Origin of the sequence: Streptomyces sp. HSG2 (genome assembly GCF_016598575.1) — a bacterium.
GTDB lineage: Bacteria > Actinomycetota > Actinomycetes > Streptomycetales > Streptomycetaceae > Streptomyces.
In genome coordinates this window covers 2,269,308-2,293,170 of the sequence record NZ_CP066801.1, presented here as the reverse complement: position 1 = coordinate 2,293,170, position 23,863 = coordinate 2,269,308, and the positions used below count along the sequence as shown (strand labels likewise).

Below are 23,863 nucleotides of genomic sequence, written 5' to 3'. Positions count from 1 at the left end.
GCCCCGCTCGATCCGTCGGCACCCGGCGCCCCGGTCCCGGTGCCTCCGGCGCGGCAGGGACAGGGCGGGGAGAGCGAGCGGTGGGTGGGAGTCGCGTCGTACGGACCGGGGCGCGGGAGGCGGTGGGGAGCTGGGTCGGGCGGCCGTGCGTGGCCCGGTGGCCCCGGGTGGTTCAGAACAAGGCGATCCATGAGGGAGTTCGGGTGTTCAGGTCGGTGTGGACAAGGGCGCGGTCCCGTGTGGCGCGGGACGCGGGAATGGTGACCTCCGAGTACGCGATGGGCATCGTCGCGGCGGTGGCGTTCGCGGTGGTGCTCTACAGGGTGGTGACGAGCGAGGCGGTCGGTGCCGAGCTGCAGAGCATCGTGCGGCGAGCACTCGATGCGCGGATGTGAGGTCCGACGTGGCCCAAGGCCGGCGGTGGTCCGCGGCCACGACGCGGGTTTCGTGACGGCGGAGACGGCGGTGGTGCTGCCGGTTCTGGTGATGTTCACGATGGCGCTGGTGTGGTGCCTGTTGCTGGTCTCCGCGCAGATTCGGAGCGTGGACGCGGCGCGCGCCGGAGCGCGTGCCGCCGCTCGTGGAGAGGGCGTCGACGTGGTCGTGGCGGTCGCGCGAGCGGCCGCGCCCGCGGGTGCGGAGGTCCGCGTGTCACGGGAGGCGGACCGGGTTCGGGTGGTCGTGCTCGCCCGGCCCCCGATCCTGAGCGGGGTGCCCTTCGAGACACGCGAGGAGGCCGTGGCGGCGGTGGAGGGTGCCGGGGGGAGCGCCCCGTGACCCGCGGGTGTCGTGTCGGAGAGCCCAGCGACCGGGGTTCGGCGACCCTCTGGAGCGTCGGCGCGGTGGCGGTGTTGTGCGTGGTGTTCGCGGGCGCTCTGGCGGTGGGCCAGGCCGGCTTGGCCCGGCATCGCGCCGCGACCGGGGCGGATCTCGCGGCGCTGGCCGCCGCCGACCACTGGTCCGCCGGGCCCGACAGGGCGTGCGCCTTGGCGGGAGGCGTGGTGAGCGCCCAGGGCGGGCGGCTGGTGAGATGCCTGCTGGCGGGCCCGATCGCGGACGTGACGGTCGAGTCGGGGCGTTCTCCCCTGACGGCCCGGGTCAGGGCGCGGGCGGGTCCGGCGACCGTCGACCCGTCGCTCCCCGACTCCGGAGGGACGCGGGAGCGGCGGGCGATTTCGGGGCGGGCGCGTGGTCGGAGGCGGGCGGAGCTCCTCGGAGGAGGGCGTCCAGCAACCGGACGGCTCCCGCCTTGTGCAGGGGTTCGTTGCCGTTGCCGCACTTCGGGGACTGGACGCAGGACGGGCATCCCGTGTCGCATTCGCAGGAGGCGATGGCTTCGCGGGTGGCGCCCAGCCACGCGGGGGCCGTGCGGAAGGCGCGCTCCGAGAAGCCCGCGCCTCCCGGGTGGCCGTCGTGGACGAAGACCGTCGGCAGGAGCGTGTCGGGATGCAGCGGGACGGACACTCCGCCGATGTCCCACCGGTCGCAGGTCGCGAAGAGGGGAAGCAGCCCGATGGCGGCGTGTTCGGCGGCGTGGAGGGCTCCGGCCAGGACGTCCGCCGGGATCCGGGCGGCGTCGAGTCCGTCCTGGGTGATCGTCCACCACACGGCGCGGGTGCGGAGCGTACGCGGGGGCATATCTAGCCTGGTCTCGCCGAGGACCTCGCCGGTCGCGACACGCCGCCGCAGGAAGGAGACGACCCGGTGGGTCACCTCGACCGAACCGAGGCACAGGCTCCCGTCGCCCCAGGAAACCGCGAGGTCGGTCGAGAGGAGGGAGACGGCAGTGGTGTCGCGGGCGACCGTGGAGTAGGGCGGGGCGGCCGGTTCGACCAGCGCCACGGCCTCTTCGAGGTCGAGCTCCTTGACCAGGTAGGTGCGGCCTTGGTGCAGGTGCACCGCGCCGGGGTGGACCTGTGCGGGCGCCGCTCCGTGGTCGACTGTGCCCAGCAGGCGGCCCGTGTCGACTTCCACGACCCGCACGGGCTGCCCGCCCTCCCCCCGGAGGTCGGTGAGGTCTGCGGCACGCTCCCGACGGGTCCAGTGCCAGGCGCGTGTCCGGCGTCTGAGCACCCCGCTGGCCTCCAGGCGGCCGAGCACCTCCCGGCCGGCCGGTCCGAAGGTCCGGACGTCCTCGTCGGTGAGCGGCAGCTCCGCCGCCGCGGCACACAGGTGGGGGGCGAGGACGTAGGGGTTGTCGGGGTCCAGGACGGTGGCTTCCACCGGGTGGTCGAACAAAGTCCGGGGATGGTGCACCAGGAAGGTGTCCAGCGGGTCGTCCCTGGCGACCAGCACGGCCAAGGACCCCTGTCCGGAGCGCCCGGCGCGGCCCGCCTGCTGCCACACGGACGCCCGGGTGCCGGGATAGCCGGCGATCACGACGGCGTCGAGCCCCGAGATGTCGACGCCGAGTTCGAGGGCGTTGGTCGCGGCGAGACCGAGCAGTTCACCGGAGTGCAGAGCGCCTTCCAGTGCCCGCCGCTCCTCGGGAAGGTAGCCGCCGCGGTAGGCCGCGACACGGCGCGCCAGCGACGGGTCGACCTCCGTCAGACGTTCCTGGGCGATCACGGAGATCAGCTCCGCTCCCCTGCGGGACCGGACGAAGGCGATCGAGCGTGTTCCCTGGGCCGCGAGGTCGGCGAGAAGGTCGGCGGTCTCCGCCGTCGCCGTTCGGCGGACCGGCGCGCCTCGCTCGCCCGAGGCGTCGGTCAGGGGCGGCTCCCAGAGCGCGAACAACATTTCCCCGCGCGGCGAGGCGTCCTCGGTGATCTCTCGGACCGGAAGCCCGGTGAGTCGGCGGGCCGTCACGGCCGGCTCGGCCGCCGTCGCGGAGGCCAGCAGGAACACCGGCGACGCGCCGTAGTGGGCGCACAGGCGTCGCAATCGGCGCAGGACTTGGGCGACGTGCGAACCGAAGACCCCTCGGTAGCCGTGGCACTCGTCGACGATCACGTATCTCAGCGTCTTCAGGAAGGAGGCCCAGCGTCGGTGCGACGGCAGGATCCCCCGGTGCAGCATGTCCGGGTTGGTGAGCACGTAGTTGGAGTGCCGGCGGATCCAGTCGCGTTCCTCGGTCGGTGTGTCGCCGTCGTACACGGCCGGTCGGACCGCGGTGCCGAGCGGTCGGGCCAGTTCCCTCACCGAACGGCACTGGTCGGCCGCGAGCGCCTTGGTGGGGGCCAGGTAGAGCGCCGTGGCGCCGCGGCCGTCGGTGGCCTCGGCGCCGTCCGTCAGGTCCGACAGGACGGGCACCAGATAGGCGAGGGACTTGCCCGAGGCGGTCCCGGTCGACACCACGACCGAGACCCCGGCCAGCGCGAGGGCGGCGGCCTGGGCCTGGTGAGCCCAGGGGCGGCCCGCCCCGCGGTCGCGCACCGCCGCGACCACGTCCGGTCGAACACGCTCCGGCCAGACGGCATGACGCCCCTCCCGCGGGGGCAAGTGCTCCGTGTGGGTGAGTCGCGCGGCCCGGTGCGGTGTGGAGGTGAGCCGGTCCAGTACCACGCGTGGGCTCGCCCGGGGCGTCGGGTCACTCGGGCGTCGATCGGATCGGTGATTCTGGGCCATCGGCATCGAGTGTCGCACCGCCGTGGCGGAGAATGGGAGGAAGGCGTCGTGCACGCCTGCCGGTAAGTGATTGAATGCCATCGCGGCTGGCGAACCGTCCCGGGGGCCCCAAGCCGAGGTGTCCCGAGGGACGACCGCTCGATAGCAAGGTGCTGGAGGATCCGTGGACCTGTCCCTGTCGACCCGTACCGTCGGCGATCGCACGGTCGTCGAGGTCGGTGGCGAAATTGACGTATACACCGCGCCCAAGCTGCGCGAGCAGTTGGTCGAGCTGGTGAACGACGGGAGCTTCCATCTCGTCGTCGACATGGAGGGCGTCGACTTCCTCGACTCCACCGGGCTCGGCGTGCTGGTCGGAGGCCTGAAGCGGGTGCGGGCCCACGAGGGCTCGTTGCGCCTGGTCTGCAACCAGGAGCGTATTCTCAAGATCTTCCGCATCACCGGCCTCACCAAGGTGTTCCCGATTCACACCTCGGTCGAGGAAGCGGTGGCGGCCACCGACTGACGACCGGTGCGCTCCCGGGCCCTCGGGCTCCGGAGCGCCGAGTCGGACCGGAGGGGCCGGGCTTCGGCGGCCCGGCCCCCTCGACAGCCACCCACAGCTCAGAGGGGGACGCATGGCCACCGTCGAACTCCGTTTCAGCGCGCTGCCCGAGCACGTCCGAACCGCCCGTCTCGTGGCGGCTGCCGTGGCGCGCCGGGCCGGAGTGGACGAGGCCGTCCTCGACGAGGTCCGGCTCGCCGTCGGCGAGGCATGCACGCGGGCCGTGGGCCTGCACCAGAGCGTGGGCATCACGGCGCCCGTCCGGGTGGCCTTGGTCGAGGAGGAGAAGCGGTTCTCGATCGAGGTCGGCGACGAGGCCCCGCACACCCCTCCCGGGGCCGGTCCCGAGGCAGGCTCCGAGGCCGAGGCCGAGGAGGACGAGATGGGTCTCGCGGTCATCAGCGGGCTCGTCGACGATGTCGAGGTGACCGTGGACGAGGGAGGCGGGCTGATCCGCATGACCTGGCCCGCCAACCCTCCTCAGGCGCTGCCGCCGAGCTGAGCGCGCCGCCGTCGCACGAACCCCGCCCTTTCCCGCGTCATCCCCCCAAGGGCCCTTTGTCGTGTGCGGCCGGAGCCGCCCGCGCCTAGAGTGACCCCGTACGTGCTGCACGTGAGTTCCTTCACGTATCGACGCGCCTGACGGAAGGATTGCCGATCCCGGTTCGCGCGGAATGCCCCCAGGGCGTTACCGCCGTTGTTCCTCGGGCCGGTTCCTTTTGTCCCGCACTGTTTCGATCGGGTTCCGGTACCTACACTCCGTCCACATCTTGAGCTCAGCCCAAGCGTCAAGGAGGACGAATGGCGGGGCTTTCTTTTCTTCAGGCGGATCTTCACCGCACGGGTGATCCACCGACAGTCGTCGCCGCGGAACTGACGGACGGCAACCGTGTCCTGGTGGTGGTCGTCGCGGTGGTCGCGCTCGCCGCGCTGGTGGTCGCGGGTGTCCTGGTGCGCCAAGTGCTCGCCGCGGGGGAGGGCACGGCGGGAATGAAGAAGATCGCGGCGGCCGTCCAGGAAGGCGCCAACGCCTATCTGGCGAGGCAACTGCGCACGCTGGGTGTCTTCGCGGCGGTCGTGTTCTTCCTGCTGATGCTGCTGCCCGCGGACGACTGGAGTCAGCGTGTCGGGCGTTCGGTCTTCTTTCTGATCGGTGCGGGATTCTCGGCGGCCACCGGCTACATCGGCATGTGGTTGGCGGTGCGCAGCAATGTGCGGGTCGCCGCGGCGGCCCGCGCGGCGAGTTCCGCGGACGGCGAACCGGCGAGGGATCTCACGAGCGTCTCGCACCGGGCCATGAAGATCGCCTTCCGTACGGGAGGCGTGGTCGGCATGTTCACCGTGGGGCTCGGACTGCTGGGCGCATCCTGCGTCGTCCTGGTCTACGCGGCCGACGCCCCCAAGGTGCTGGAGGGCTTCGGTCTCGGCGCGGCGTTGATCGCGATGTTCATGAGGGTGGGCGGCGGCATCTTCACCAAGGCGGCGGATGTCGGGGCCGACCTGGTCGGCAAGGTCGAGCAGGGCATCCCCGAGGACGATCCGCGCAACGCCGCCACCATCGCCGACAACGTCGGCGACAACGTCGGCGACTGCGCGGGCATGGCGGCCGACCTCTTCGAATCGTACGCGGTGACGTTGGTGGCGGCGTTGATCCTGGGCAAGGTGGCGTTCGGCGACGCGGGGCTGGCGTTTCCTCTGTTGGTCCCGGCGATCGGTGTGGTGACCGCCATGATCGGCATCTTCGCCGTGGCGCCCCGCCGCAACGACCGCAGCGGAATGACCGCGATCAACCGGGGGTTCTTCGTCTCCGCGGTGATCTCGCTGGTGCTGGTGGCAGTGGCCGTCCTGGTCTACCTGCCTGGCCGGTACGCGGACCTCCCGGGCGTCACCGACGCCGCGATCGCGAACCTGGACGGCGACCCGCGGGTCCTCGCTCTCGTCGCGGTCGCGATCGGCATCGTCTTGGCCGCCCTCATCCAGCAGCTGACCGGGTACTTCACGGAGACCTCCCGCAGACCGGTCCGGGACATCGGCAAGACGTCGCTGACAGGCCCGGCCACGGTCGTCCTCGCCGGCGTCTCGATCGGCCTGGAATCGGCCGTGTACACCGCCCTGCTCATCGGTCTGGGCGTCTACGGGGCCTTCCTGCTCGGCGGCACGTCGATCATGCTGGCGCTGTTCGCCGTGGCGCTGGCGGGCACCGGGCTGCTCACCACGGTCGGCGTGATCGTCGCCATGGACACGTTCGGCCCGGTCTCGGACAACGCCCAGGGCATCGCGGAGATGTCCGGTGACGTCGAGGGGGAGGGCGCGCGGGTCCTCACCGACCTCGACGCGGTCGGCAACACCACGAAGGCCATCACCAAGGGGATCGCCATCGCGACGGCGGTGCTGGCGGCGGCGGCGCTGTTCGGTTCCTACCGCGACGCGATCACCACCGGTGCGAGGGAAGTGGGCGAGCGACTCAGCGGCGAGGGCGCGCCGATGAGCCTCATGATGGACATCTCCCAGCCCAACAACCTGGTGGGATTGATCGCGGGCGCGGCGGTCGTCTTCCTCTTCTCGGGGCTGGCGATCAACGCCGTGTCGCGGTCGGCCGGTTCGGTCGTCTTCGAGGTGCGGCGGCAGTTCCGGGAGAAGCCCGGGATCATGAACCACACCGAGCAGCCCGAATACGGCAGGGTCGTGGACATCTGCACCAGGGACGCGCTGCGCGAGCTCGCCACTCCCGGCCTGCTCGCGGTCATGGCACCGATTTTCGTCGGCTTCACCCTCGGCGTGGGAGCGCTCGGGGCCTTCCTCGCCGGTGCCATCGGAGCGGGGACGCTGATGGCGGTCTTCCTCGCCAACTCGGGCGGAGCCTGGGACAACGCCAAGAAGCTCGTCGAGGACGGCCATCACGGCGGCAAGGGCAGCGAGGCGCACGCGGCCACCGTCATCGGCGACACGGTCGGTGATCCGTTCAAGGACACGGCCGGGCCGGCGATCAACCCGCTGCTGAAGGTGATGAACCTCGTCGCGCTGCTGATCGCCCCGGCGGTGATCCAATTCTCCTACGGCTCCGACGCGAGCACCGGGGCACGTGTGGTGATCGCCCTGGTCTCGCTGGGTGTGATCGTCTCCGCGGTGTACCTCTCCAAGCGGCGTGGCATCGCGGTGGAGGAGGAGGACGGAACCGACAACGAGCCCCATTCACCCGACGCGGCGGTCCTTTCCTAGGCATCCGACAGGTGCCGCTCCGGCCCGAACGAGCCGGCGGCGCGCGCGTGCGCGCGAGTGATCGTCCTCGGATCGCCCGCGCGCGCGCCGCTCGCGGTGTCGCCATCCCCCGCGTGAGGCTTGTCTCGTCTGGTGCAAATGGTGGCAATGGTCTCATAGGGGATGTCCATGGCGTCGGTGTCGCCCGGATGGCGTGTATGTTCCGGGGCCGGGAAGCCACGGAAGGGACCGAACCGGTGAACAAGAAGCTCGGGGCCGCGATGTCCGGCGGCGCGGTACTGGTACTGGCGCTGGCCGGCTGCGGCGGCGGAGGGGACACGAGCGAACAGCTCGACGCCTGGGCCAAGGACGTCTGCGACTCCGTGCAGCCGCAGGCCGGGAAGATCGCGGCGGCCAACGCCTCGATCCAGAAGGAGACCACGGACAACAGCACGCCGCAGGAGGTCCAGGCGGCGGACGCGGCGGCGTTCCAGGACATGTCCGACGCCTACAAGGCCATGGGCAGCGCGGTGGACAAGGCCGGTCCCCCCGACGTGGAGGACGGCCCCGAGAAGCAGGAGGACGCCGTCGCCGAGCTCAACGGTCTGTCCGCTTCGTACGCGGCCCTGAAGAAGCAGGTCGAGGCTCTGGAGACCAAGGACCAGGCGGACTTCGCCGACGGCCTCAAGGACATCGCCGCCGAGCTGGACAAGCTCGGCCGGAGCGGCAACGACGCGTTGCGCGCGCTGGAGGAGGGCGAGGTCGGTCGGGCGCTGGCCGAACAACCCAGTTGCAAGTCGGCGAGTGCCACGGCGTCGGCCGCCGAGGGCTGACGCCCGCTCAGCCCTGCCGTGACCGCGGGGTCGGGGTCACAATGGGGACGTGAGTGAGACCAGCCTGCTTCCCCTTCCCCGCGCCGACCGCCCCGAGGCCGTCGCCCGACTGCGGGAGGCCCTGCTAGCGGCCTCCTTCACCGCCGACGGCCTGTTGGAGGCGCTGGGCGCGCCGGCCTACTCGGCGTTGTCCCGCGGCGAGACGGTGCCGGCTCTCCGAGCCACCCGGGGCACCACTCCGCTGGAGCGGCTCGTTCGGCTCTTCCTGCTCCGGCGGTCGGTGCCTCGGGCCGGGCTGAGGGACGTCCTGCCGCTCGATGTCTGTCTGGACGACGGCTGGCTGCGGCCTGCCGAGGGGGACGAGGTCACGGCCACCGTGGACGTGCGACCGTACGGCGGGCCGGGCGGGGAGGACTGGTTCGTCGTGTCCGACCCCGGCTGTGCCGTCGGGGGCGCGGGCGGCGTCGGCAACCGTGCGTCCGGGGTCGTCCTGGGGGTCGGCGGCGCCTCCACCACGCTCGCCGGGATCACGGTCCGCACCCCCGTCGAGACGGCTCTCGACCTGGGCACCGGTTCGGGCATCCAGGCGCTGCACGCCACCCGGCACGCCACCCGGGTCACCGCCACCGACGTCAACCCGCGCGCCCTGCGCGTCACCGCGCTCACCCTCGCGCTCTCGGGGGCGCCGGCCGCGGATCTGCGCGAGGGCTCGCTGTTCGCCCCGGTCGGGGAGGAGGAGCGCTACCAGTCGATCGTCTCCAACCCGCCGTTCGTGATCTCCCCGGGGGCGCGACTCACCTACCGTGACGGGGGCATGGGCGGGGACGATCTCTGCCGGACCCTCGTCCGGCAGGCGGGCGGTCGGCTGGCCGAGGGCGGCTTCGCGCAGGTCCTGGCGAACTGGGAGCACGTGGAGGGGGAGGAATGGGCCGACCGTCTGCGCTCCTGGGTGCCACCCGGCTGTGACGCCTGGATCGTGCAACGCGAGACCCAGGACGTGACCCGGTACGCGGAGCTCTGGCTCCGTGACGCCGGTGACCACCGTGACGACCCCGAGGAGTACCGGGCACGGTACGACGCCTGGCTGGAGGAGTTCGAGGGTCGAGGGGTGAGGGCGGTCGGCTTCGGGTGGATCACTCTGCGTCGGACCGGGGCGGTCGAGCCGTCGATCACCGTGGAGGAGTGGCCCCACCCGGTGGAGCAGCCGCTCGGCGAGACCATTCGGGCCCACTTCGAGCGGGTCGACTATCTCCGGGACCACGACGACGCGGCCCTGCTGGAGGAGTGCTTCACCCTGGCGGCCGAAGTGGTGCAGGAGCAGGTCGGGCGGCCCGGGGCCGAGGACCCCGAGCACGTCGTGCTGAGGCAGAACCGGGGCATGCGGCGAGCGGTGGAGGTCGACACCGTGTCGGCCGGATTCGCCGGGGTCTGTGACGGCACGATGAGCGCGGGCCGCATCCTGGACGCCATCGCCCAGTTGGTGGGAGAGGACCCGGTGCTGCTGCGGGACCGCACCCCGGCGAGCATTCGGCGTCTGGTCGAGCAGGGGTTCCTGGAACCTTCCGGCTGATCCGCCCGGAGGCCGGCTCCGCGTGCCCGGGTCCCCGTCGCGTCGGCGGCGTCCGTGTCCCGGTCCCCTCCCCGTGCTGTCGGTGCCCGTTCTCGGGCTGGGTCCGTCCCGCCGGGCATGGCTCGGGTGGCTTGACCGGGCCCCGCGGGGTACGCGGCCGAGCCGTTCGTCATGGTTCGTTCACCCGCGGTTCGTCGGGTCGCGGTTCGCGCGGGGCATGGTGCCGGTTCCGGGGGCACGGCGACGACGAAGGGCGCCAAGGATCATGGAACGTGGGCCGGCGATCTTCACAGGGGCGGTGTTCGTCCTGTTCGGGGCGGGTCTGGTGGGGTGGACGGCTGCTCGTCTGCGGCATCGCCGACCGGTCGTGCTCGGGGCGGAGCCACGACTCGCCGCAGGGCTGGTCACCGGGGTGGGGATCATCGCGCTGGCGCTCGGCGCGTGGTGTCTGGCCCTGCTCTGACGGCCGGGCGCGGTGGCGGGTGGCGGGAGACACGGCGGCTCGGAGGGTGATCCTCCACATCACGGGTGCCAGGTGGGTGAGCACTCCGGGCGGCGGGAACGGGCTCCGTCGGGTTACCGTTCGAGTGGCCGTTGCGGCTTTTCCCGTGTGACACGGGGGCGGGAGGTACCGTCGCACTCCGCAACGCCGCGAGTGAACATGGAAGAAGACCCGACCCCCGGGACCCGCGCCCGGGTCGGACCCAGCGTCGACCGGAGAGAAGAGCGAAGTTGTCCCCGACCAGCGAGACCGCGAAGGGCGGCCGCCGACTCGTCATCGTCGAGTCGCCTGCCAAGGCGAAGACGATCAAGGGCTATCTCGGTCCTGGATACGTCGTCGAGGCGAGCGTCGGGCACATCCGCGACCTGCCCAACGGCGCCGCCGAGGTGCCGGAGAAGTACACCGGCGAGGTCCGGCGACTCGGAGTGGACGTCGAGCATGACTTCCAGCCGGTCTACGTGGTCAACGCCGACAAGAAGGCCCAGGTCAAGAAGCTCAAGGATCTCCTGAAGGAATCCGACGAACTCTTCCTGGCCACCGACGAGGACCGCGAGGGCGAGGCCATCGCCTGGCACCTGCAGGAGGTCCTCAAGCCCAGGATCCCCGTCAAGCGCATGGTGTTCCACGAGATCACCAAGGACGCGATCCGGCAGGCCGTGGCCAACCCGCGAGAGCTCAACCAGCGACTCGTCGACGCCCAGGAGACCCGCCGCATCCTCGACCGCCTCTACGGCTACGAGGTGTCGCCCGTGCTGTGGAAGAAGGTCATGCCGAGGCTCTCGGCGGGCCGCGTGCAGTCCGTGGCCACCCGCCTCGTCGTGGAGCGGGAGCGGGAGCGGATGGCGTTCCGCTCCGCCGCCTACTGGGACCTGACCGGCGCCTTCGCCACCGGCCGCGCGGGAGATCGTTCGGACCCGTCGTCGCTGGTCGCCCGCCTCCAGACGGTCGATGGGCGACGGGTCGCGCAGGGACGGGACTTCGACTCCCTGGGACGCCTCAAGAGTCCCGACCATCTCCACCTCGACGAGGCCGGTGCCCGTGCCTTGGCCGCGGCTCTGGAGGAGACTCGGTTCGACGTCCGGTCCGTCGAGTCCAAGCCGTATCGCCGCTCGCCCTACGCGCCGTTCCGTACCACGACCCTCCAGCAGGAGGCCAGCCGCAAGCTGGGCTTCGGTGCGAAGGCCACGATGCAGGTCGCGCAGAAGCTGTACGAGAACGGCCACATCACCTACATGCGGACCGACTCGACCACGCTCAGCGACACGGCGGTCGACGCCGCTCGTGCCCAGGTCACGCAGTTGTACGGGGCCGAGTACCTGCCGGCCTCCCCGCGCACATACGCGGGGAAGGTCAAGAACGCGCAGGAGGCCCACGAGGCGATCCGCCCCTCCGGCGACCGCTTCCGCACCCCCGCGGAGACCGGGCTGACCGGAGACCAGTTCCGGCTCTACGAGCTGATCTGGAAGCGGACGGTCGCCTCCCAGATGAAGGACGCGACCGGCGACAGCGTCACGGTGAAGATCGGCGGCACCGCGTCGGACGGCCGGTCCGTCGAGTTCAGCGCCTCCGGCAAGACGATCACCTTCCACGGCTTCCTCAAGGCCTACGTCGAGGGCGCCGACGATCCCAATGCCGAGCTGGACGACCGCGAGCGGCGCCTCCCGCAGGTGGCCGAGGGCGACCGGCTGATCGCCGAACACATCACGGCCGACGGGCACGCGACCAAGCCCCCCGCCCGCTACACAGAGGCCTCGCTGGTCAAGGAGCTGGAAGAGCGGGAGATCGGCCGCCCCTCCACCTACGCGTCGATCATCGGCACCATCCTCGACCGGGGCTACGTCTTCAAGAAGGGGACCGCGCTCGTCCCCTCCTTCCTCTCCTTCGCCGTGGTCAACCTGCTGGAGAAGCACTTCGGTCGGCTCGTCGACTACGACTTCACCGCCAAGATGGAGGACGACCTCGACGCCATCGCCCGCGGCGAGGCCCAGGCGGTGCCGTGGCTGCGCCGCTTCTACTTCGGCGAGGGCGCGGGCGGCGCCGCGGCCGAGGCGGGCAACGGCGACGGCGACCACCTCGGCGGGCTGAAGGAGCTGGTCACCGACCTGGGCGCGATCGACGCCCGGGAGGTCTCCTCCTTCCCCGTGGGCGACGACGTCGTGCTGCGCGTCGGTCGCTACGGCCCCTACGTCGAGCGCGGCGAGCGGGACAGCGAGCGCCACCAGCGAGCGGACATCCCCGCCGACCTCGCCCCCGACGAGCTGACGCTGGAACTGGCCGAGGAACTCCTCGCCAAGCCGAGCGGCGACTTCGAGTTGGGCACCGACCCCGACACCGGCCGGACGATCGTCGCCAAGGACGGCCGCTACGGCCCGTACGTCACCGAGGTGCTTCCCGAGGGAACCCCGAAGACGGGCAAGAACGCGGTCAAGCCCCGCACGGCCAGTCTGTTCAAGTCGATGGCGCTCGACACGGTGACGCTGGAGGAGGCACTGCGGCTGATGGCGCTGCCGCGCGTGGTCGGGGCGGATGCCGAGGGCACCGAGATCACCGCGCAGAACGGCAGATACGGCCCGTACCTGAAGAAGGGCACCGACTCCCGTTCTCTCCAGTCCGAGGAACAGATCTTCACGATCACGCTCGACGAGGCGCTGGCGATCTACGCCCAGCCCAAACAGCGGGGGCGCGCCGCGGCCAAGCCTCCGCTGAGGGAACTGGGGCCCGACCCGGTCAGCGAGAGGCCCGTCGTGGTCAAGGACGGTCGCTTCGGCCCCTACGTCACCGACGGCGAGACCAACGCCACCCTCCGCTCCGGCGACAGTGTGGAGGCGATCACCCCGGAGCGCGGATTCGAACTGCTCGCCGAGAAGCGGGCCAAGGGACCGGCGAAGCGGACCGCCAAGAAGACGACCGCCCGCAAGGCTCCGGCCAAGAAGGCTCCGGCCAAGAAGGCCGCCGCCAAGAAGACGACCGCCGCCAAGAAGACGACGGCCAAGAAGACGACGGCCAAGAAGGCCGCGACCAAGAAGGCCGCGACCAAGAAGGGGACGGCGTCGAGAGCGTCCGAGGCGGGGCAGGACGAGGGGACGACGACCGCGGCCGCGGGGAAGACGGCCACCGGCTCCGCGGACTGACCGCCCGCGGGCCGGCACACCTCCCCGGTGAGCTCGGGCCACCACCCGGCGGACGCCGCCTGGCCGAGCGCGCCGTCGGCCGCCGTGCGCGCGGTCCCCGATGTGGCGGCCCAGGAGGTGCGGGGGAGAGACGACTGGCCGGCGCGCCCGGTGGCCGGCTCCTTGGCGACCGGGCCGGTCCGGCCGCCGGAGCGCGTCCGGCACGCGCGGGCGACAGAGCGAGCCCGCGGGTCGCCTGCCGATAGGCTGAACGCATGACGCGAGCCGAGCAGCCAACGGCCCCTGACCCGGCCCCGGACGACGCCTTGGTCGCGGACTCCCGCGAACGCGCCGTCCGTGCCCTGCTGCGCCGGCCGAGACTGAGGCGGTTGTGGAGCGCTCAGTTGGTGGGCGGGGTAGGTGACATCCTCGCCGTCCTCGTCCTGGCGCTGCTGGCCGCGCAGTCGGTCACGGTCGCGGGCGCGCTCGGTGGCGGCTACCGAGGCGCGGCGTTCGCGGTGGCCATGGTCTTCACGGTCCGCGTCCTGGCGACCCTGCTGTCCGGCGCCGTGCTCCTGGGCCCCCTCACCGCGCTCACCGCCCCGGACGGTCCGCTCGACCGCCGGTGGACGATGGCCGGCGCGGACGGGGCGCGGGTCGCGCTGTTCCTCGTCGCGCCCTTGTGGATCGACTGGACAGCCGCCAAGGCCTTGGTGTTCCTGCTGGTCACCGCCTTCCTGAGTGGCATTGCCGAACGCCTGTGGAGTGTCTGCCGCGAGAGCGCCGCCCCCGCGCTCCTGCCCGCCCCGCCGCCGGAGGGGGCGAGCGTACGGCCTTCGCCCGACCACCTGGCGACGCTCCGCCTGTTGACTTTGCGGACCACCTTCGTGGCCGTGCCGACCGCCGCCGCGGCCCTGGTCCTCGCGGGTCTGCTGAACAACCTCCTGGGCGTCGGCGTCGCCTGGTTCGCCACGCACCAGGCCGCGCTCGGCTCCTACCTCGCCGCCGGGCTGTTCGCCGCGTCGCTGGCAGTCCTGTCCTCCTCCGACCTCCCCCGGGTGCGCACCCCTCGCCCACGCTCCCCGCTGGAGGGGCTGCGCCGTCCTCGGGCCTCGAACGGGGAGAGGGGGTGGGAGAAGGGCCGTACCGGAATCCTCCTGCCACTCGTCCTCACGTGCGCGGCGGTCGCCGGGGCCGTCGCCGCCACCGTCGCCGTCGCCGTGCCACACGCCGCCGACCTCGGCGGAGGCCCCGTGCTGTACGGGCTCATGGTCGGTGCGCTCACCGGCGCCGTCGTCGTCGGGCTCCGCACCGCCCCCGCCGTCCTCCCCGCTCTCTCACGCCGCCGACTCCTGGCGCTGGCCGTCGCCGTGGCGGGCGTCGGCCTGCTGGCGGCCGGACTGGTCCCCGACGACACCACCGTGCTGCTGGTCCTGGCCCTGACGGGCCTCGGCGCGGGCGTCGCCGCCCACACCGGACACGCGCTGCTCGACCAGGAGGTCGAGGAACGCCGCAGGGCACGGGTCACCGGCCACCTGCACGCCGCCGTCCGCGTGGCGGTGGCGCTCGGCGCGGTGATCGCCCCAGCGGTGGCCGGGCTGATCGGGCCCCACCAGCTGGAGAGCGGTGGGTTCGTCTTCGCGCACGGGGGGGCCGCGTTCACCCTGATGCTGATCGGCGCACTGCTGCTGCCGGTGGCCGCGCTGGTGCTCACGAAGATCGACGACCGCTCCGGCGTGCCGCTCCGCGACGACCTGCGGGACGCCGTGCGCCGAGGCGACGACCCCCGGCAGGCCACGGCGACGAGCGGCTTCTTCATCGCCCTGGAGGGGGGCGACGGAGCGGGGAAGTCCACCCAGGCCGAGGCGCTCGCCGACTGGATCCGAGACAAGGGGCACGAGGTCGTCCTCACCCGCGAACCCGGGGCGACCCCGGTCGGCAAGCGCCTGCGCGCCATCCTGCTGGACGTGTCCAGCGCCGGCCTGTCCCACCGCGCGGAAGCCCTCCTGTACGCGGCCGACCGCGCCGAGCACGTGGACACCGTGGTCCGGCCCGCCCTGGACCGCGGAGCCGTCGTGATCACCGACCGGTACATCGACTCGTCGGTCGCCTACCAGGGCGCAGGGCGCGATCTCTCTCCCACGGAGATCGCCCGGATCAGTCGCTGGGCCACGAACGGGCTCGTCCCGAACCTCACCGTCCTCCTCGACGTGTCGCCGGAGACGGCGCGGGACCGATTCACCGAGGCCCCGGACCGACTGGAATCGGAGCCGGCGGAGTTCCACGCGCGAGTGCGGTCCGGTTTCCTCACCCTGGCAGCCGCCGATCCCGAGCGGTATCTCGTGGTCGACGCCGGCCAGGAGCCCGAGGCCGTCACCACCGCCGTACGCCACCGCCTGGACCGCGTCCTGCCGTTGTCCCGTGCGGAGGTCGAGGCGAGTGAGCGCGCTCGGCGGGAGGCCGAGGAAGAGGCCCGACGCAAGGCCGAGGAGGAGGCCGCGCGCAAGGCCGAGGCCGAACGCCTGGAGCGCGAGCGGCTCGAAGAGCTCGCTCGCGTTCGCGCCGAGGAAGAGGAGCGCAGGCGGCGCGAGGAGGACGAGGCCCGCCGACGAGAGGCCGAACGCCAGGCCGAGGAGGCTCGGCAGCGCGCGGAGGAGGCGCGCCGACGGGCCGAGGCCGAGCGCGCCCGGCTGCTCGCCGAGGAACGCGCCCGAGCCGAGGAGAAGGCTCGCCGGGAGGCCGAGGAGGAGGTGCGCCGCAAGCGCGCCGAGGAGGAGGAACGTCGGCGCGCCGAGGAGGAGGAGCGACGTCGGGAGGCGCGGCTCAGGGCCGAACGGGCGTTGCTCCGTGCCGAGGAGGCGCGCAGGGCGGCCGAGCTGGCGGCGGAGGCCGCGGCGGCCGGCCCCCGGCCCGCCGCGCCTCCCGCCGCCATGGAGCCCCGGGCCGTCCCCGAGGAACCGTCCGGCGCCGCGCCCCGGCGTTCCGACGAACGCCCCGGGTCCGATCCGTCGAGGGACCGGACCGGGCCCGGGGGGAAGCCCCACGAGAGCTCCGGCCCCGACACCCCGACCGGCCCCGACACCCCGACCGGCCCCGACACCCCGACCGGCCCCGACACCCCGACCGGCCCCGACACCCCGACCGGTGACGACGGCCCGACCGGGACGGAGGTCACGGCCGAGTTGCCGAAGCCCCCCGCCCCCGCCGGCGCGTTCGAGGACACCGCGGTACTGCCCCCGGTTCCTGCGGACGCCGGAGCGGAGACCGCCGTGCTCCCGCCGGTGCGCGGAGACGACCCCGCGGACCGCGTCCCACCCGGCTACTTCCGGGACGCGGGGTCGTCGGTACCGGGCGGCGGGGGTCGTGCCGAGCCCGATGCCGACTCCGCCGGGAGGGCACGGCCGAGTGGCGGGGGCGCCGACCCCACGAGGGAACTGCCTCGGATCGACGGATCCGGCGCCCCGGACTCCGAGGACGTCGAGGAGCCCGTCTCGCGCCCGCGACGGCGACCCGACTGGGCCGAGGAGACCCCCTTGGACGATCTCCCGTCGCTCGCCGACGAACTCCTCGGACCTCACCAGGTCGACGAAGACGGGGCAGCAGACACCGACACCGACGCGGACCGGAGCGGATCGAGAGAGCGGCGGCCCCCCGGCCGGGACCGCTGAGCGGGTGAGCGGGTCGAGCCAGGCCGCCGCCGGATCGCGGCCCCCCGGAGACTCGGTAGTGGACCACCGCGTCGGAGTGTCGGCGGCGCGCCGCACAATGGAATGCGTGCCCGCGCCGACGGCGTGGGACGCGGGACGGGCGTCGGAAGGGCGGCGGGACCTGTGACGGTCTGGGACGAACTGGTCGGTCAGGAGAGGGCGAGCGCGCAGCTCCTCGCCGCCGCCCGGGACGCCGATGCCCAGGTGACGGCCGCCGCGACGGGTTCACCGCCGCCCGAGCAGTCCAGGATGACGCACGCCTGGCTGTTCACCGGCCCCCCCGGCGTCGGCCGTGAGCGGGTCGCGCGGGCCTTCGCGGCGGCGCTGCAGTGCGTCGGCCCGGACCGCGCCGGGAGCGGAGTCCCGGGCTGCGGCTTCTGCGACGCCTGCCACACCGCGCTGGTCGGGACACACGCCGACGTCACCACGGTGATGGCGGTGGGGGCGGAGATCCTCGTCAAGGACATGCGGGACACCGTGCGCACGTCGTTCACCTCGCCCGCCAACGGCCGATGGCAGACCATCCTCGTCGAGGACGCCGAACGGTTGAACGAGAAGTCGGCGAACGCGGTCCTGAAGGCCGTCGAGGAGCCCGCCCCCCGCACGGTCTGGCTGCTGTGCGCTCCCTCGGTCCAGGACGTGTTGCCCACCATCCGCTCCCGCTGCCGGCACGTGAGTCTCGGCACGCCGTCGGTGGCGGCCGTCGCGGACACGCTCGTGCGTCGTGATGGCGTCGCGCCGGACGTGGCGGAGGCGGCGGCTCGGGCGACCCAGGGGCACGTCGACCGGGCCCGCCGCCTGGCCACCGATCCGGCGGCTCGGGAGCGCCGTGCCGCCGTTCTCCGACTCCCGCTCCGGGTCGAGCAGGTCGGGGGGGCTCTGCGGGCCGCGCAGGAACTGGTCGACGCCGCGGCGGAGGACGCCGGACAACTCGCCGAGAGCCTGGACTCCAAGGAGGCCGAGGAGCTGAGGGCCGCCCTGGGAGCGGCCCAGGGCGGGCGCCTGCCTCGCGGCACGGCCGGTGTGATGAAGGAATTGGAGGAGAGGCAGAAACGACGCAGGACCCGCACACAGCGGGACAGCCTCGATGTCGCCCTGACCGACCTGACCGCCTTCTATCGAGACGTCCTCGCCCTGCAGTTCGGGTCCCGTACGGCCATCGCCAACGCCGACGCCTCGGAGGCATTGGAGCGGCTCGCGCGCGACTCCGGTCCGGAGAGCACCCTCCGTCGGATCGAGGCGATCGCCGCCTGCCGGGAGGCTCTCGACGCGAACGTGGCCCCGCTGCTGGCGGTCGAGGCGATGGCGATGGCCCTTCGAGACGGGTGACCCGCACCCCTCGGGAGGGGTGCCCGCCCGCCCCGCCGCGTGGGGACACAGAGTACGTCATCCATTGCGGAGAGTTACTCTCGTCTCATGCACATCAGGCGCACCCCCCGCTGCCCCCGCCCCGGCCTTGCCCTCCTCGCGGTCACCCTGCTCATCGCTGCCTGCTCCCCCCGGGGCGCCTCCGCATCCGCCGCTCCGGAGGCGGAGGCCACCCCGGCCGCCCTGGCGCCGTACTACGAGCAGACACTGGACTGGCGGGCGTGCGAGATCCCGGACTACCAGTGCGCCACGATGGCGGCGCCCCTCGACTACGCGAAGCCGTCCCGGGGCGACGTTCGACTCGCCGTCGCCAGGAAGAAGGCCACCGGTCCGGGTGAGCGCCTCGGCTCCCTGCTCGTCAATCCGGGTGGTCCCGGCGGCTCTGCCGTCGGCTACCTGCAGCACTACGCCGGCGTCGGATACCCGCGTGAGGTCCGCGCCCAGTACGACCTGGTGGCGGTCGACCCACGCGGAGTGGCCGGGAGCGAGCCGGTGGAGTGTCTCGACGGACGGGCGATGGACGCGTACACGCGGACCGACGTGACTCCGGACGACGGGAGGGAGACCGACGGCCTGGTCGCCGCCTTTCGGGAATTCGCCGAAGGCTGCGAGGTCGACGCCGCCGAGTTGCTGCCCCACGTGTCCACCGCGGAGGCGGCCCGTGACATGGACGTGCTGCGAGCGGTGCTCGGCGACGAGCGGCTCACCTACGTCGGCGCCTCCTACGGGACCTTCCTCGGGGCGACCTACGCCGGCCTGTTCCCGGGGCGGACGGGTCGCCTGGTGCTCGACGGGGCGATGGACCCGTCCCTGACCGCCCGTCGCCTCGGTCTGGAGCAGACGGCCGGCTTCGAGACGGCGTTCAGGGCCTTCGCGACGGACTGCCTGGCACTCGGCGACTGCCCGTTGGGCGGTGACGGCACATCTCCCGCGGAGGTCGACCGGAGGCTCAAGGAGTTCTTCGACGCCGTCGACGCGGCCCCTCTTCCGACCGGCGACGCCGACGGTCGGTCCCTCACCGAGTCCCTCGCCACCACCGGCGTCATCGCGGCCATGTACGACGAGGGTGCCTGGCCCGCCCTCCGGCAGGCGCTGACCGCCGCGATGAAGGACGGCGACGGCGCCGCGCTGATGGCATTGTCGGACAGCTACTACCAGCGCGGCGCAGACGGCGGCTACAGCAACCTGATGTTCGCCAACGCGGCGGTGAACTGCCTCGACCTGCCGCCGGCATTCACCTCCCCGGCCGAGGTGCGCGAGGCGCTGCCCGAATTCGAGCAGGCCTCCGCCGTCTTCGGCGAGAGTCTCGCCTGGTCGTCGCTGAACTGCGCCTACTGGCCGGTGGCGGCGACGGGTCGGCCGCACCGGATCGCCGCCGACGGCGCAGCGCCGATCGTCGTGGTCGGCACCACTCGTGACCCCGCGACGCCCTATCGCTGGGCGGAGGCCTTGGCCGACCAGCTCGCCTCGGGGCGGCTCCTCACCTATGAGGGCGACGGCCACACCGCCTACGGCCGCGGCAGTTCCTGCGTCGACAGCGCGATCGACGCCTACCTGCTGCGCGGCGAGGCCCCCGAAGACGGGCGCCGCTGCCGCTGAGCGCAGCCAGAGGGGGCGAGGGCTCGTACCGGTGAGGCCCACCTCGCCGCTCGCCGCCCCGGCGGCCCCACGAACACACCGTGGGGCCGAACCGCGAGAGCAGCAGGGGCACCGGCTCCCGGGCTCCCGGGAGCCGGTACCGAGCACTCCGCGCACCTGTGTAAACTTACCGACGTCGCGAGCGCACTCCGATGCCCTTCGCGCGCCGCCTTAGCTCAGATGGCCAGAGCAACGCACTCGTAATGCGTAGGTCTCGGGTTCGAATCCCGAAGGCGGCTCCACCAAACCCCAGGTCGGAACATAATCCGACCTGGGGTTTTCTCGTTCAGCGTATGCGGCGACGGCGCAGGGAGCGAGCCGCGCGGGTGCTGGGGGTCTCAGTTCTGGTCTCAGTGGGGCCGGAAACCGGGTCCGGGGCGGAGCCCTGGGGAGTGGGGGCGAAGAACTCGCCCAGCCGCCGCATCGCGTCATTCGACGGGTGTGACCGCCCCTTCACGTAGCGGCGGGTCTGGCTGATCTGGGGTGCCGCAGAATCTCCACGGTCGGGCACAGGACCACGAAGTCGTCGCAGTACCTCACCAGTACGCCCAGCCGTCGTCCCTCGCCTTGCCACGCCTCGTCGAGGACGTGCAGCGCGATGTTCGCCGGCAACGGTGATACCGGTGAGCCCTGTGGGTTCCCGCTCCTGATGAGCCACTCGCCCCGTCCTCCAGCACCCCCGCCCGCAGCCACACCCGGATCGGCTTCGGCATCGAGCCGTCCACGACGCGTCGGGCCACCTGGGCCACGAGGGCGTCATGACGGATTGATCCGAAGCAGTCACGGATGTCGGCCTCGAGTGCCCACTCTCGGCCCCGATTCGCCTCCACGTAGGCAGGCCCTGCTTCCCGGGCCGCAGCCCAGGGGCAGGAGGCCCTCTCCAGTTGCCAGGACAGCCCTCCGACCCCTTCACGCGCCTTACGCCGGGATGGCATCACCGACCACAAGATCGAAAGGCTCGTGCGGCGGGAGGCCCAGCACCTGGCGCCGAACGATGGAGGAATGGCGGCGGCCGGGCGCGGGCCGATGCCCGTACGGTCCTCCTAGTCGCGCCACCCTTGGACCTCCTCTCGTTACGCCCGATGACGCTGTGCGATCATGCGGGCGCGGCGCTGAGGAGGGGGCTGCAACAGGCTGCAAGGCGAGGAGATTCGGTATGGGCGCGGGTGGGGAGCGAAGTGGTTCGTCCAGGTCCGACGAAGAATGGGAACAGTTCCTGCGTGAGTCGGTGACGGGTGTCACCGATGCGCCCAGGGAAGCGTCGGCGCGCGCCCGCAGCGTGGCGAACCGCCTCCGAGAGAAGTCCGACCACCAAGAGGGATGGCGTACGTACACGCCCGCCCGGCCCAGGCGGCGGAAGGGCTGGTACTTGGCCGGGCTTCTGGCTTCGGGGGTGTTGCTGGGCGTGGCGTTCGCCCCGGCGCAGATCGTCGCGCTGTTCGGCGGCGCAAGTTCGGACCCAGAGCGGCTGGCGGCGGAGACCGGGCGTCCACAACAGCCGCCTCCAGCGGAGCCCGCCCTGCGGCCAACTCTTGACGAACCGTTCAGGGGATCGCCGGCGGCGCGCTGGGCAAGCGGTTCGGAAGGAATAACGGTGCCTGAGGCCAAGGCGATCGGGTGGATGAGTACGGCCCAGGTGGAACGGGCTCTTGAACAAAGCCGGGCCTTCCTTGTCGCGTCCAGCCTCGATCATGGGGTACTGCGGGGCGAGCACCCCGAGGAGGCGATAGCGCTGATCAACCCGCACCAACAGGACGTCCAGGCCTTCTTGGCGACCGCGTTTCGGACACCCAGTGAAGAGAATGACCCACTCTTGCTGTTCAGCCGCTTCCAGCCCTCGCAAGGACGCGTGGTCGGAGATGTGGTCAAGACCAGGGGCCGCATCTCCTATCGGGAAGGCGAGCGTGGTGCGCTCCAGGTGACCGCCGATGTCACCTTCGTCTACCCGGTCACGCGCGCGGCGGAGGGCAGTGGTGAGGTCGTGCGCACGATCGTACGGCGCGAGATCGTGATGAGCTGGGATGATCCGGCCAAGGTGATCACAAAGCCGGGAACGCTCTCGCTCGTCTCGTACAAACTCGACATGACCAACGGCGGCTGCGGCGCCCACACCGGCTACTTCACACCAGCTTTCGAGACGGAACGGCCGACCGGCGCGTCCGGTGCCGAGGTCGATCCGTACGACCGCAGCACATCGATCGACCAGCGTATTCAGGCCGCGGGTGACGGGTGCGGGGTCGCCACACGGTCTTAGCTACCGGTAGTTCGTTGAATCCGGCGGTAGAGGTCGATGTCGTGTCCGGTGGTGACTGAGGGGCCCCGGGTTTCCCGGAAGGGCCTTGACCCAAGGCCGGGAAGTCAAGGGATTTCCACTGGTGTCAAGGGGGGTTGAGGTCAGGGAGCTGTCGATAAATAACTCCTGGCGCTATGAAGGCTGTTGGCCCGTAGGATGCGAGTGTGTCGGAGGGGATCGAGGCGGGACTGGCGGAGGTGTTCGGGCTGTTGCTGCCGCATCTGGACGAGCGGCGGCGACGGCCGGCGTTGGGGGGCTGCTGCCCGCGTGCGGGGCATGGCGGGATTCACTCGGTGGCGGGTGCTGCGGGGGTGCGGAGTCGACGGTGTCGCGCGGGTTGCGGGAGCTGGAACGCGGTGAGGAGCCGGATGGCCGGGTTCGGGCGGCGGGCGTTGGGCCGCAAGCGGCTGCGGGACGCTGATCCTGAGCTAGACCCGGTACGAGCCGAACCCGGCGGCCGTCGCGCACAGCGTGACCGACAGCAACGACACCAGCGAGAGGGACCGGCCCCGAGGATCACGTGGGCCTCTCACCTCGGCCGGCCGCCGCAGTAGCAACGTCCGCTCCGACGCGAGCGACATCGACTCCATGACGGGCACACATGGCAGACTGACGATTCACCGAGGCTCCGAAGGCACAGGGCGACTTGCGTCACCCCGCTCAAGGGAGCTTCGGTCTTCCACGTCACGGACCGCTCACCTGCGGAACATCTCGATCCCGGACCTTGCGTCGGCCTGAGGTGGGGCCACTCACCGGGCCGCTGAGGGCGCCGACGGTGGTCGTCAACGACCGACCTCGCCCGAACACTGGAGGAAAGGACCAAAACCGATGGAACACTCTGCGGAAGTCCCCACCACGCTCGGCGAGCAGCTCCTGCTCCTGTCGTTGGACGACGAATCCGGCACCGCCAAGGAATCGGCGAAGGTGGCCCTGGCCATCTCCGCGGCCTCGCTGGTGGAACTGGCGCTGGCCGACCGGATCGACGTGACCGACGACAAGGTCACCGTCGTCGATCCGAGTCCGCTGGGCGAGCCCGCCCTCGACACCGCACTCGCCGCCATCGTCGACAAGGCCGATCCGCGCAAGATCAAGTACTGGATCGACCAACTGAAGACGGAGGCGCTGACCCGGGCGAACACGGGCCTGATCGAGAAGGGGCTGGTCTGGGAGGAGAGGAAGAAGGTGCTCGGTCTCTTCCCTGTTCGTCGCTATCCGGAGGCCGACGGATCCGTGGAGGCGGCGGTACGACTTCGCCTCGACGAGGTCGTCCTCCGGGGCGCGGCGCCGGATGTTCGTACGGCGAGCCTGGTGGCCCTGCTGCACGGAGCGAAACTGCACCGTCTGGCATTCCCGGACGCCGACACGCGCCGGGCCGCGGCGGTCATGGAGTCGATCTCGCATGGCCAGTGGTCCGCGACGGCCGTGCGCAACGTGGTGAAGGCCGCGGACGACGCGATGGCAACGATCATCGCGGTGACGGTCACGACGGCCGTCATCGCGGGCAGTTGACGGCAGGACGGCGAGTGCGCGGGG

General features: G+C 72.0%; 16 protein-coding genes, 1 tRNA gene and 3 pseudogenes. 17 read left to right on the top strand and 3 right to left on the bottom strand.

The genetic code is table 11. The features are described from left to right. Window positions 1–203: 203 nt before the first annotated feature. From JEK78_RS09470 to JEK78_RS09460, 3 genes and pseudogenes are all read left to right on the top strand, one after another. Complete coding sequence (locus JEK78_RS09470) at window positions 204–395, top strand: DUF4244 domain-containing protein (protein ID WP_242483321.1); 192 nt, start codon at window positions 204–206, stop codon at window positions 393–395. After that, window positions 382–777 (top strand): TadE family type IV pilus minor pilin, encoded by a 396-nt coding sequence (locus JEK78_RS09465; RefSeq protein ID WP_200263650.1) that lies wholly within the window; start codon window positions 382–384, stop codon window positions 775–777. Before JEK78_RS09470 ends, JEK78_RS09465 begins: the two co-directional genes overlap by 14 nt. Continuing rightward, window positions 774–1,121, top strand: a pseudogene (locus JEK78_RS09460) (Rv3654c family TadE-like protein); the annotation flags it as partial. The gene JEK78_RS09465 and the pseudogene JEK78_RS09460, both read left to right, overlap by 4 nt. Here the strand turns inward: JEK78_RS09460 and JEK78_RS09455 are convergent. Next, window positions 1,099–3,648, bottom strand: coding sequence for a DEAD/DEAH box helicase (locus tag JEK78_RS09455; protein WP_200263649.1), 2,550 nt, complete (start codon window positions 3,646–3,648; stop codon window positions 1,099–1,101). The pseudogene JEK78_RS09460 and the gene JEK78_RS09455 overlap by 23 nt on opposite strands. 82 nt (window positions 3,649–3,730) lie before the next feature. Here JEK78_RS09455 and bldG point away from each other — a divergent pair, with 82 nt between their 5' ends. The 3 genes from bldG to JEK78_RS09440 all read left to right on the top strand — a co-directional run bounded on the left by bldG (window position 3,731) and on the right by JEK78_RS09440 (window position 7,330). After that, the gene (gene bldG / locus JEK78_RS09450) at window positions 3,731–4,072 is read left to right on the top strand and encodes an anti-sigma factor antagonist BldG (protein ID WP_003975386.1); all 342 of its coding nucleotides are present in this window, start codon (window positions 3,731–3,733) and stop codon (window positions 4,070–4,072) included. A gap of 112 nt (window positions 4,073–4,184) precedes the next feature. Next, entirely contained in the window at window positions 4,185–4,613 is a 429-nt protein-coding gene (locus tag JEK78_RS09445) for an ATP-binding protein (RefSeq protein ID WP_200263648.1), read from the top strand. Between the two features lie 299 nt (window positions 4,614–4,912). Continuing rightward, entirely contained in the window at window positions 4,913–7,330 is a 2,418-nt protein-coding gene (locus JEK78_RS09440) for a sodium-translocating pyrophosphatase (protein WP_242483320.1), read from the top strand. Here JEK78_RS09440 and JEK78_RS09435 read toward each other — a convergent pair. Continuing rightward, window positions 7,327–7,500, bottom strand: coding sequence for a hypothetical protein (locus JEK78_RS09435; protein ID WP_200263647.1), 174 nt, complete (start codon window positions 7,498–7,500; stop codon window positions 7,327–7,329). The genes JEK78_RS09440 and JEK78_RS09435 overlap by 4 nt on opposite strands. Before the next feature lie 27 nt (window positions 7,501–7,527). Between JEK78_RS09435 and JEK78_RS09430 the strand changes: the two genes are divergently transcribed. From JEK78_RS09430 to JEK78_RS09395, 8 genes are all read left to right on the top strand, one after another. Next, window positions 7,528–8,142, top strand: a complete 615-nt coding sequence (locus JEK78_RS09430; protein ID WP_200264070.1) for a small secreted protein — start codon at window positions 7,528–7,530, stop codon at window positions 8,140–8,142. Window positions 8,143–8,191: 49 nt separating this feature from the next. Further along, window positions 8,192–9,712 (top strand): methyltransferase, encoded by a 1,521-nt coding sequence (locus JEK78_RS09425; RefSeq protein WP_200263646.1) that lies wholly within the window; start codon window positions 8,192–8,194, stop codon window positions 9,710–9,712. Between the two features lie 265 nt (window positions 9,713–9,977). Next, a complete protein-coding gene (locus JEK78_RS09420; protein WP_200263645.1) occupies window positions 9,978–10,175 on the top strand; it encodes a hypothetical protein in 198 nt (65 codons plus the stop codon). Between the two features lie 269 nt (window positions 10,176–10,444). Then, window positions 10,445–13,345, top strand: coding sequence for a type I DNA topoisomerase (gene topA / locus JEK78_RS09415; RefSeq protein ID WP_200263644.1), 2,901 nt, complete (start codon window positions 10,445–10,447; stop codon window positions 13,343–13,345). A gap of 254 nt (window positions 13,346–13,599) precedes the next feature. Next, window positions 13,600–16,992, top strand: a complete 3,393-nt coding sequence (tmk, locus tag JEK78_RS09410; RefSeq protein ID WP_200263643.1) for a dTMP kinase — start codon at window positions 13,600–13,602, stop codon at window positions 16,990–16,992. Between the two features lie 162 nt (window positions 16,993–17,154). Further along, entirely contained in the window at window positions 17,155–18,360 is a 1,206-nt protein-coding gene (locus JEK78_RS09405; protein ID WP_200263642.1) for a DNA polymerase III subunit delta', read from the top strand. Window positions 18,361–18,447: 87 nt separating this feature from the next. Further along, a complete protein-coding gene (locus JEK78_RS09400) occupies window positions 18,448–19,998 on the top strand; it encodes an alpha/beta hydrolase (protein WP_200263641.1) in 1,551 nt (516 codons plus the stop codon). 204 nt (window positions 19,999–20,202) lie between these two features. Then, a tRNA-Thr gene (locus JEK78_RS09395) sits at window positions 20,203–20,279 on the top strand. A 44-nt stretch (window positions 20,280–20,323) separates the two neighbouring features. On the opposite strand, the pseudogene JEK78_RS09390 reads toward JEK78_RS09395, so the two are convergent. Next, window positions 20,324–20,544: pseudogene (locus JEK78_RS09390) on the bottom strand (integrase); the annotation flags it as partial. Window positions 20,545–21,193: 649 nt separating this feature from the next. Between JEK78_RS09390 and JEK78_RS09385 the strand changes: the two are divergent. The 3 genes and pseudogenes from JEK78_RS09385 (at window position 21,194) to JEK78_RS09380 (ending at window position 23,839) form a co-directional block, all read left to right on the top strand. Next, complete coding sequence (locus JEK78_RS09385) at window positions 21,194–22,291, top strand: hypothetical protein (protein WP_200263640.1); 1,098 nt, start codon at window positions 21,194–21,196, stop codon at window positions 22,289–22,291. 227 nt (window positions 22,292–22,518) lie between these two features. Then, window positions 22,519–22,761: pseudogene (locus JEK78_RS23280) on the top strand (ISAzo13 family transposase); the annotation flags it as partial. A 397-nt stretch (window positions 22,762–23,158) separates the two neighbouring features. Then, window positions 23,159–23,839, top strand: coding sequence for a GPP34 family phosphoprotein (locus tag JEK78_RS09380; RefSeq protein WP_200263639.1), 681 nt, complete (start codon window positions 23,159–23,161; stop codon window positions 23,837–23,839). Window positions 23,840–23,863: the final 24 nt, after the last annotated feature.

Coding starts and splice junctions, on each gene's coding strand:
- JEK78_RS09430 (WP_200264070.1), top strand. CDS start 7,528: ATGTTCCGGGGCCGGGAAGCCACGGAAGGGACCGAACCGGTGAACAAG.
- JEK78_RS09385 (WP_200263640.1), top strand. CDS start 21,194: ATGGGCGCGGGTGGGGAGCGAAGTGGTTCGTCCAGGTCCGACGAAGAA.
- JEK78_RS09440 (WP_242483320.1), top strand. CDS start 4,913: ATGGCGGGGCTTTCTTTTCTTCAGGCGGATCTTCACCGCACGGGTGAT.
- JEK78_RS09465 (WP_200263650.1), top strand. CDS start 382: ATGCGCGGATGTGAGGTCCGACGTGGCCCAAGGCCGGCGGTGGTCCGC.
- JEK78_RS09380 (WP_200263639.1), top strand. CDS start 23,159: ATGGAACACTCTGCGGAAGTCCCCACCACGCTCGGCGAGCAGCTCCTG.
- JEK78_RS09455 (WP_200263649.1), bottom strand. CDS start 3,648: ATGGCATTCAATCACTTACCGGCAGGCGTGCACGACGCCTTCCTCCCA.
- JEK78_RS09445 (WP_200263648.1), top strand. CDS start 4,185: ATGGCCACCGTCGAACTCCGTTTCAGCGCGCTGCCCGAGCACGTCCGA.
- JEK78_RS09420 (WP_200263645.1), top strand. CDS start 9,978: ATGGAACGTGGGCCGGCGATCTTCACAGGGGCGGTGTTCGTCCTGTTC.
- JEK78_RS09400 (WP_200263641.1), top strand. CDS start 18,448: ATGCACATCAGGCGCACCCCCCGCTGCCCCCGCCCCGGCCTTGCCCTC.
- JEK78_RS09435 (WP_200263647.1), bottom strand. CDS start 7,500: ATGGACATCCCCTATGAGACCATTGCCACCATTTGCACCAGACGAGAC.
- tmk (WP_200263643.1), top strand. CDS start 13,600: ATGACGCGAGCCGAGCAGCCAACGGCCCCTGACCCGGCCCCGGACGAC.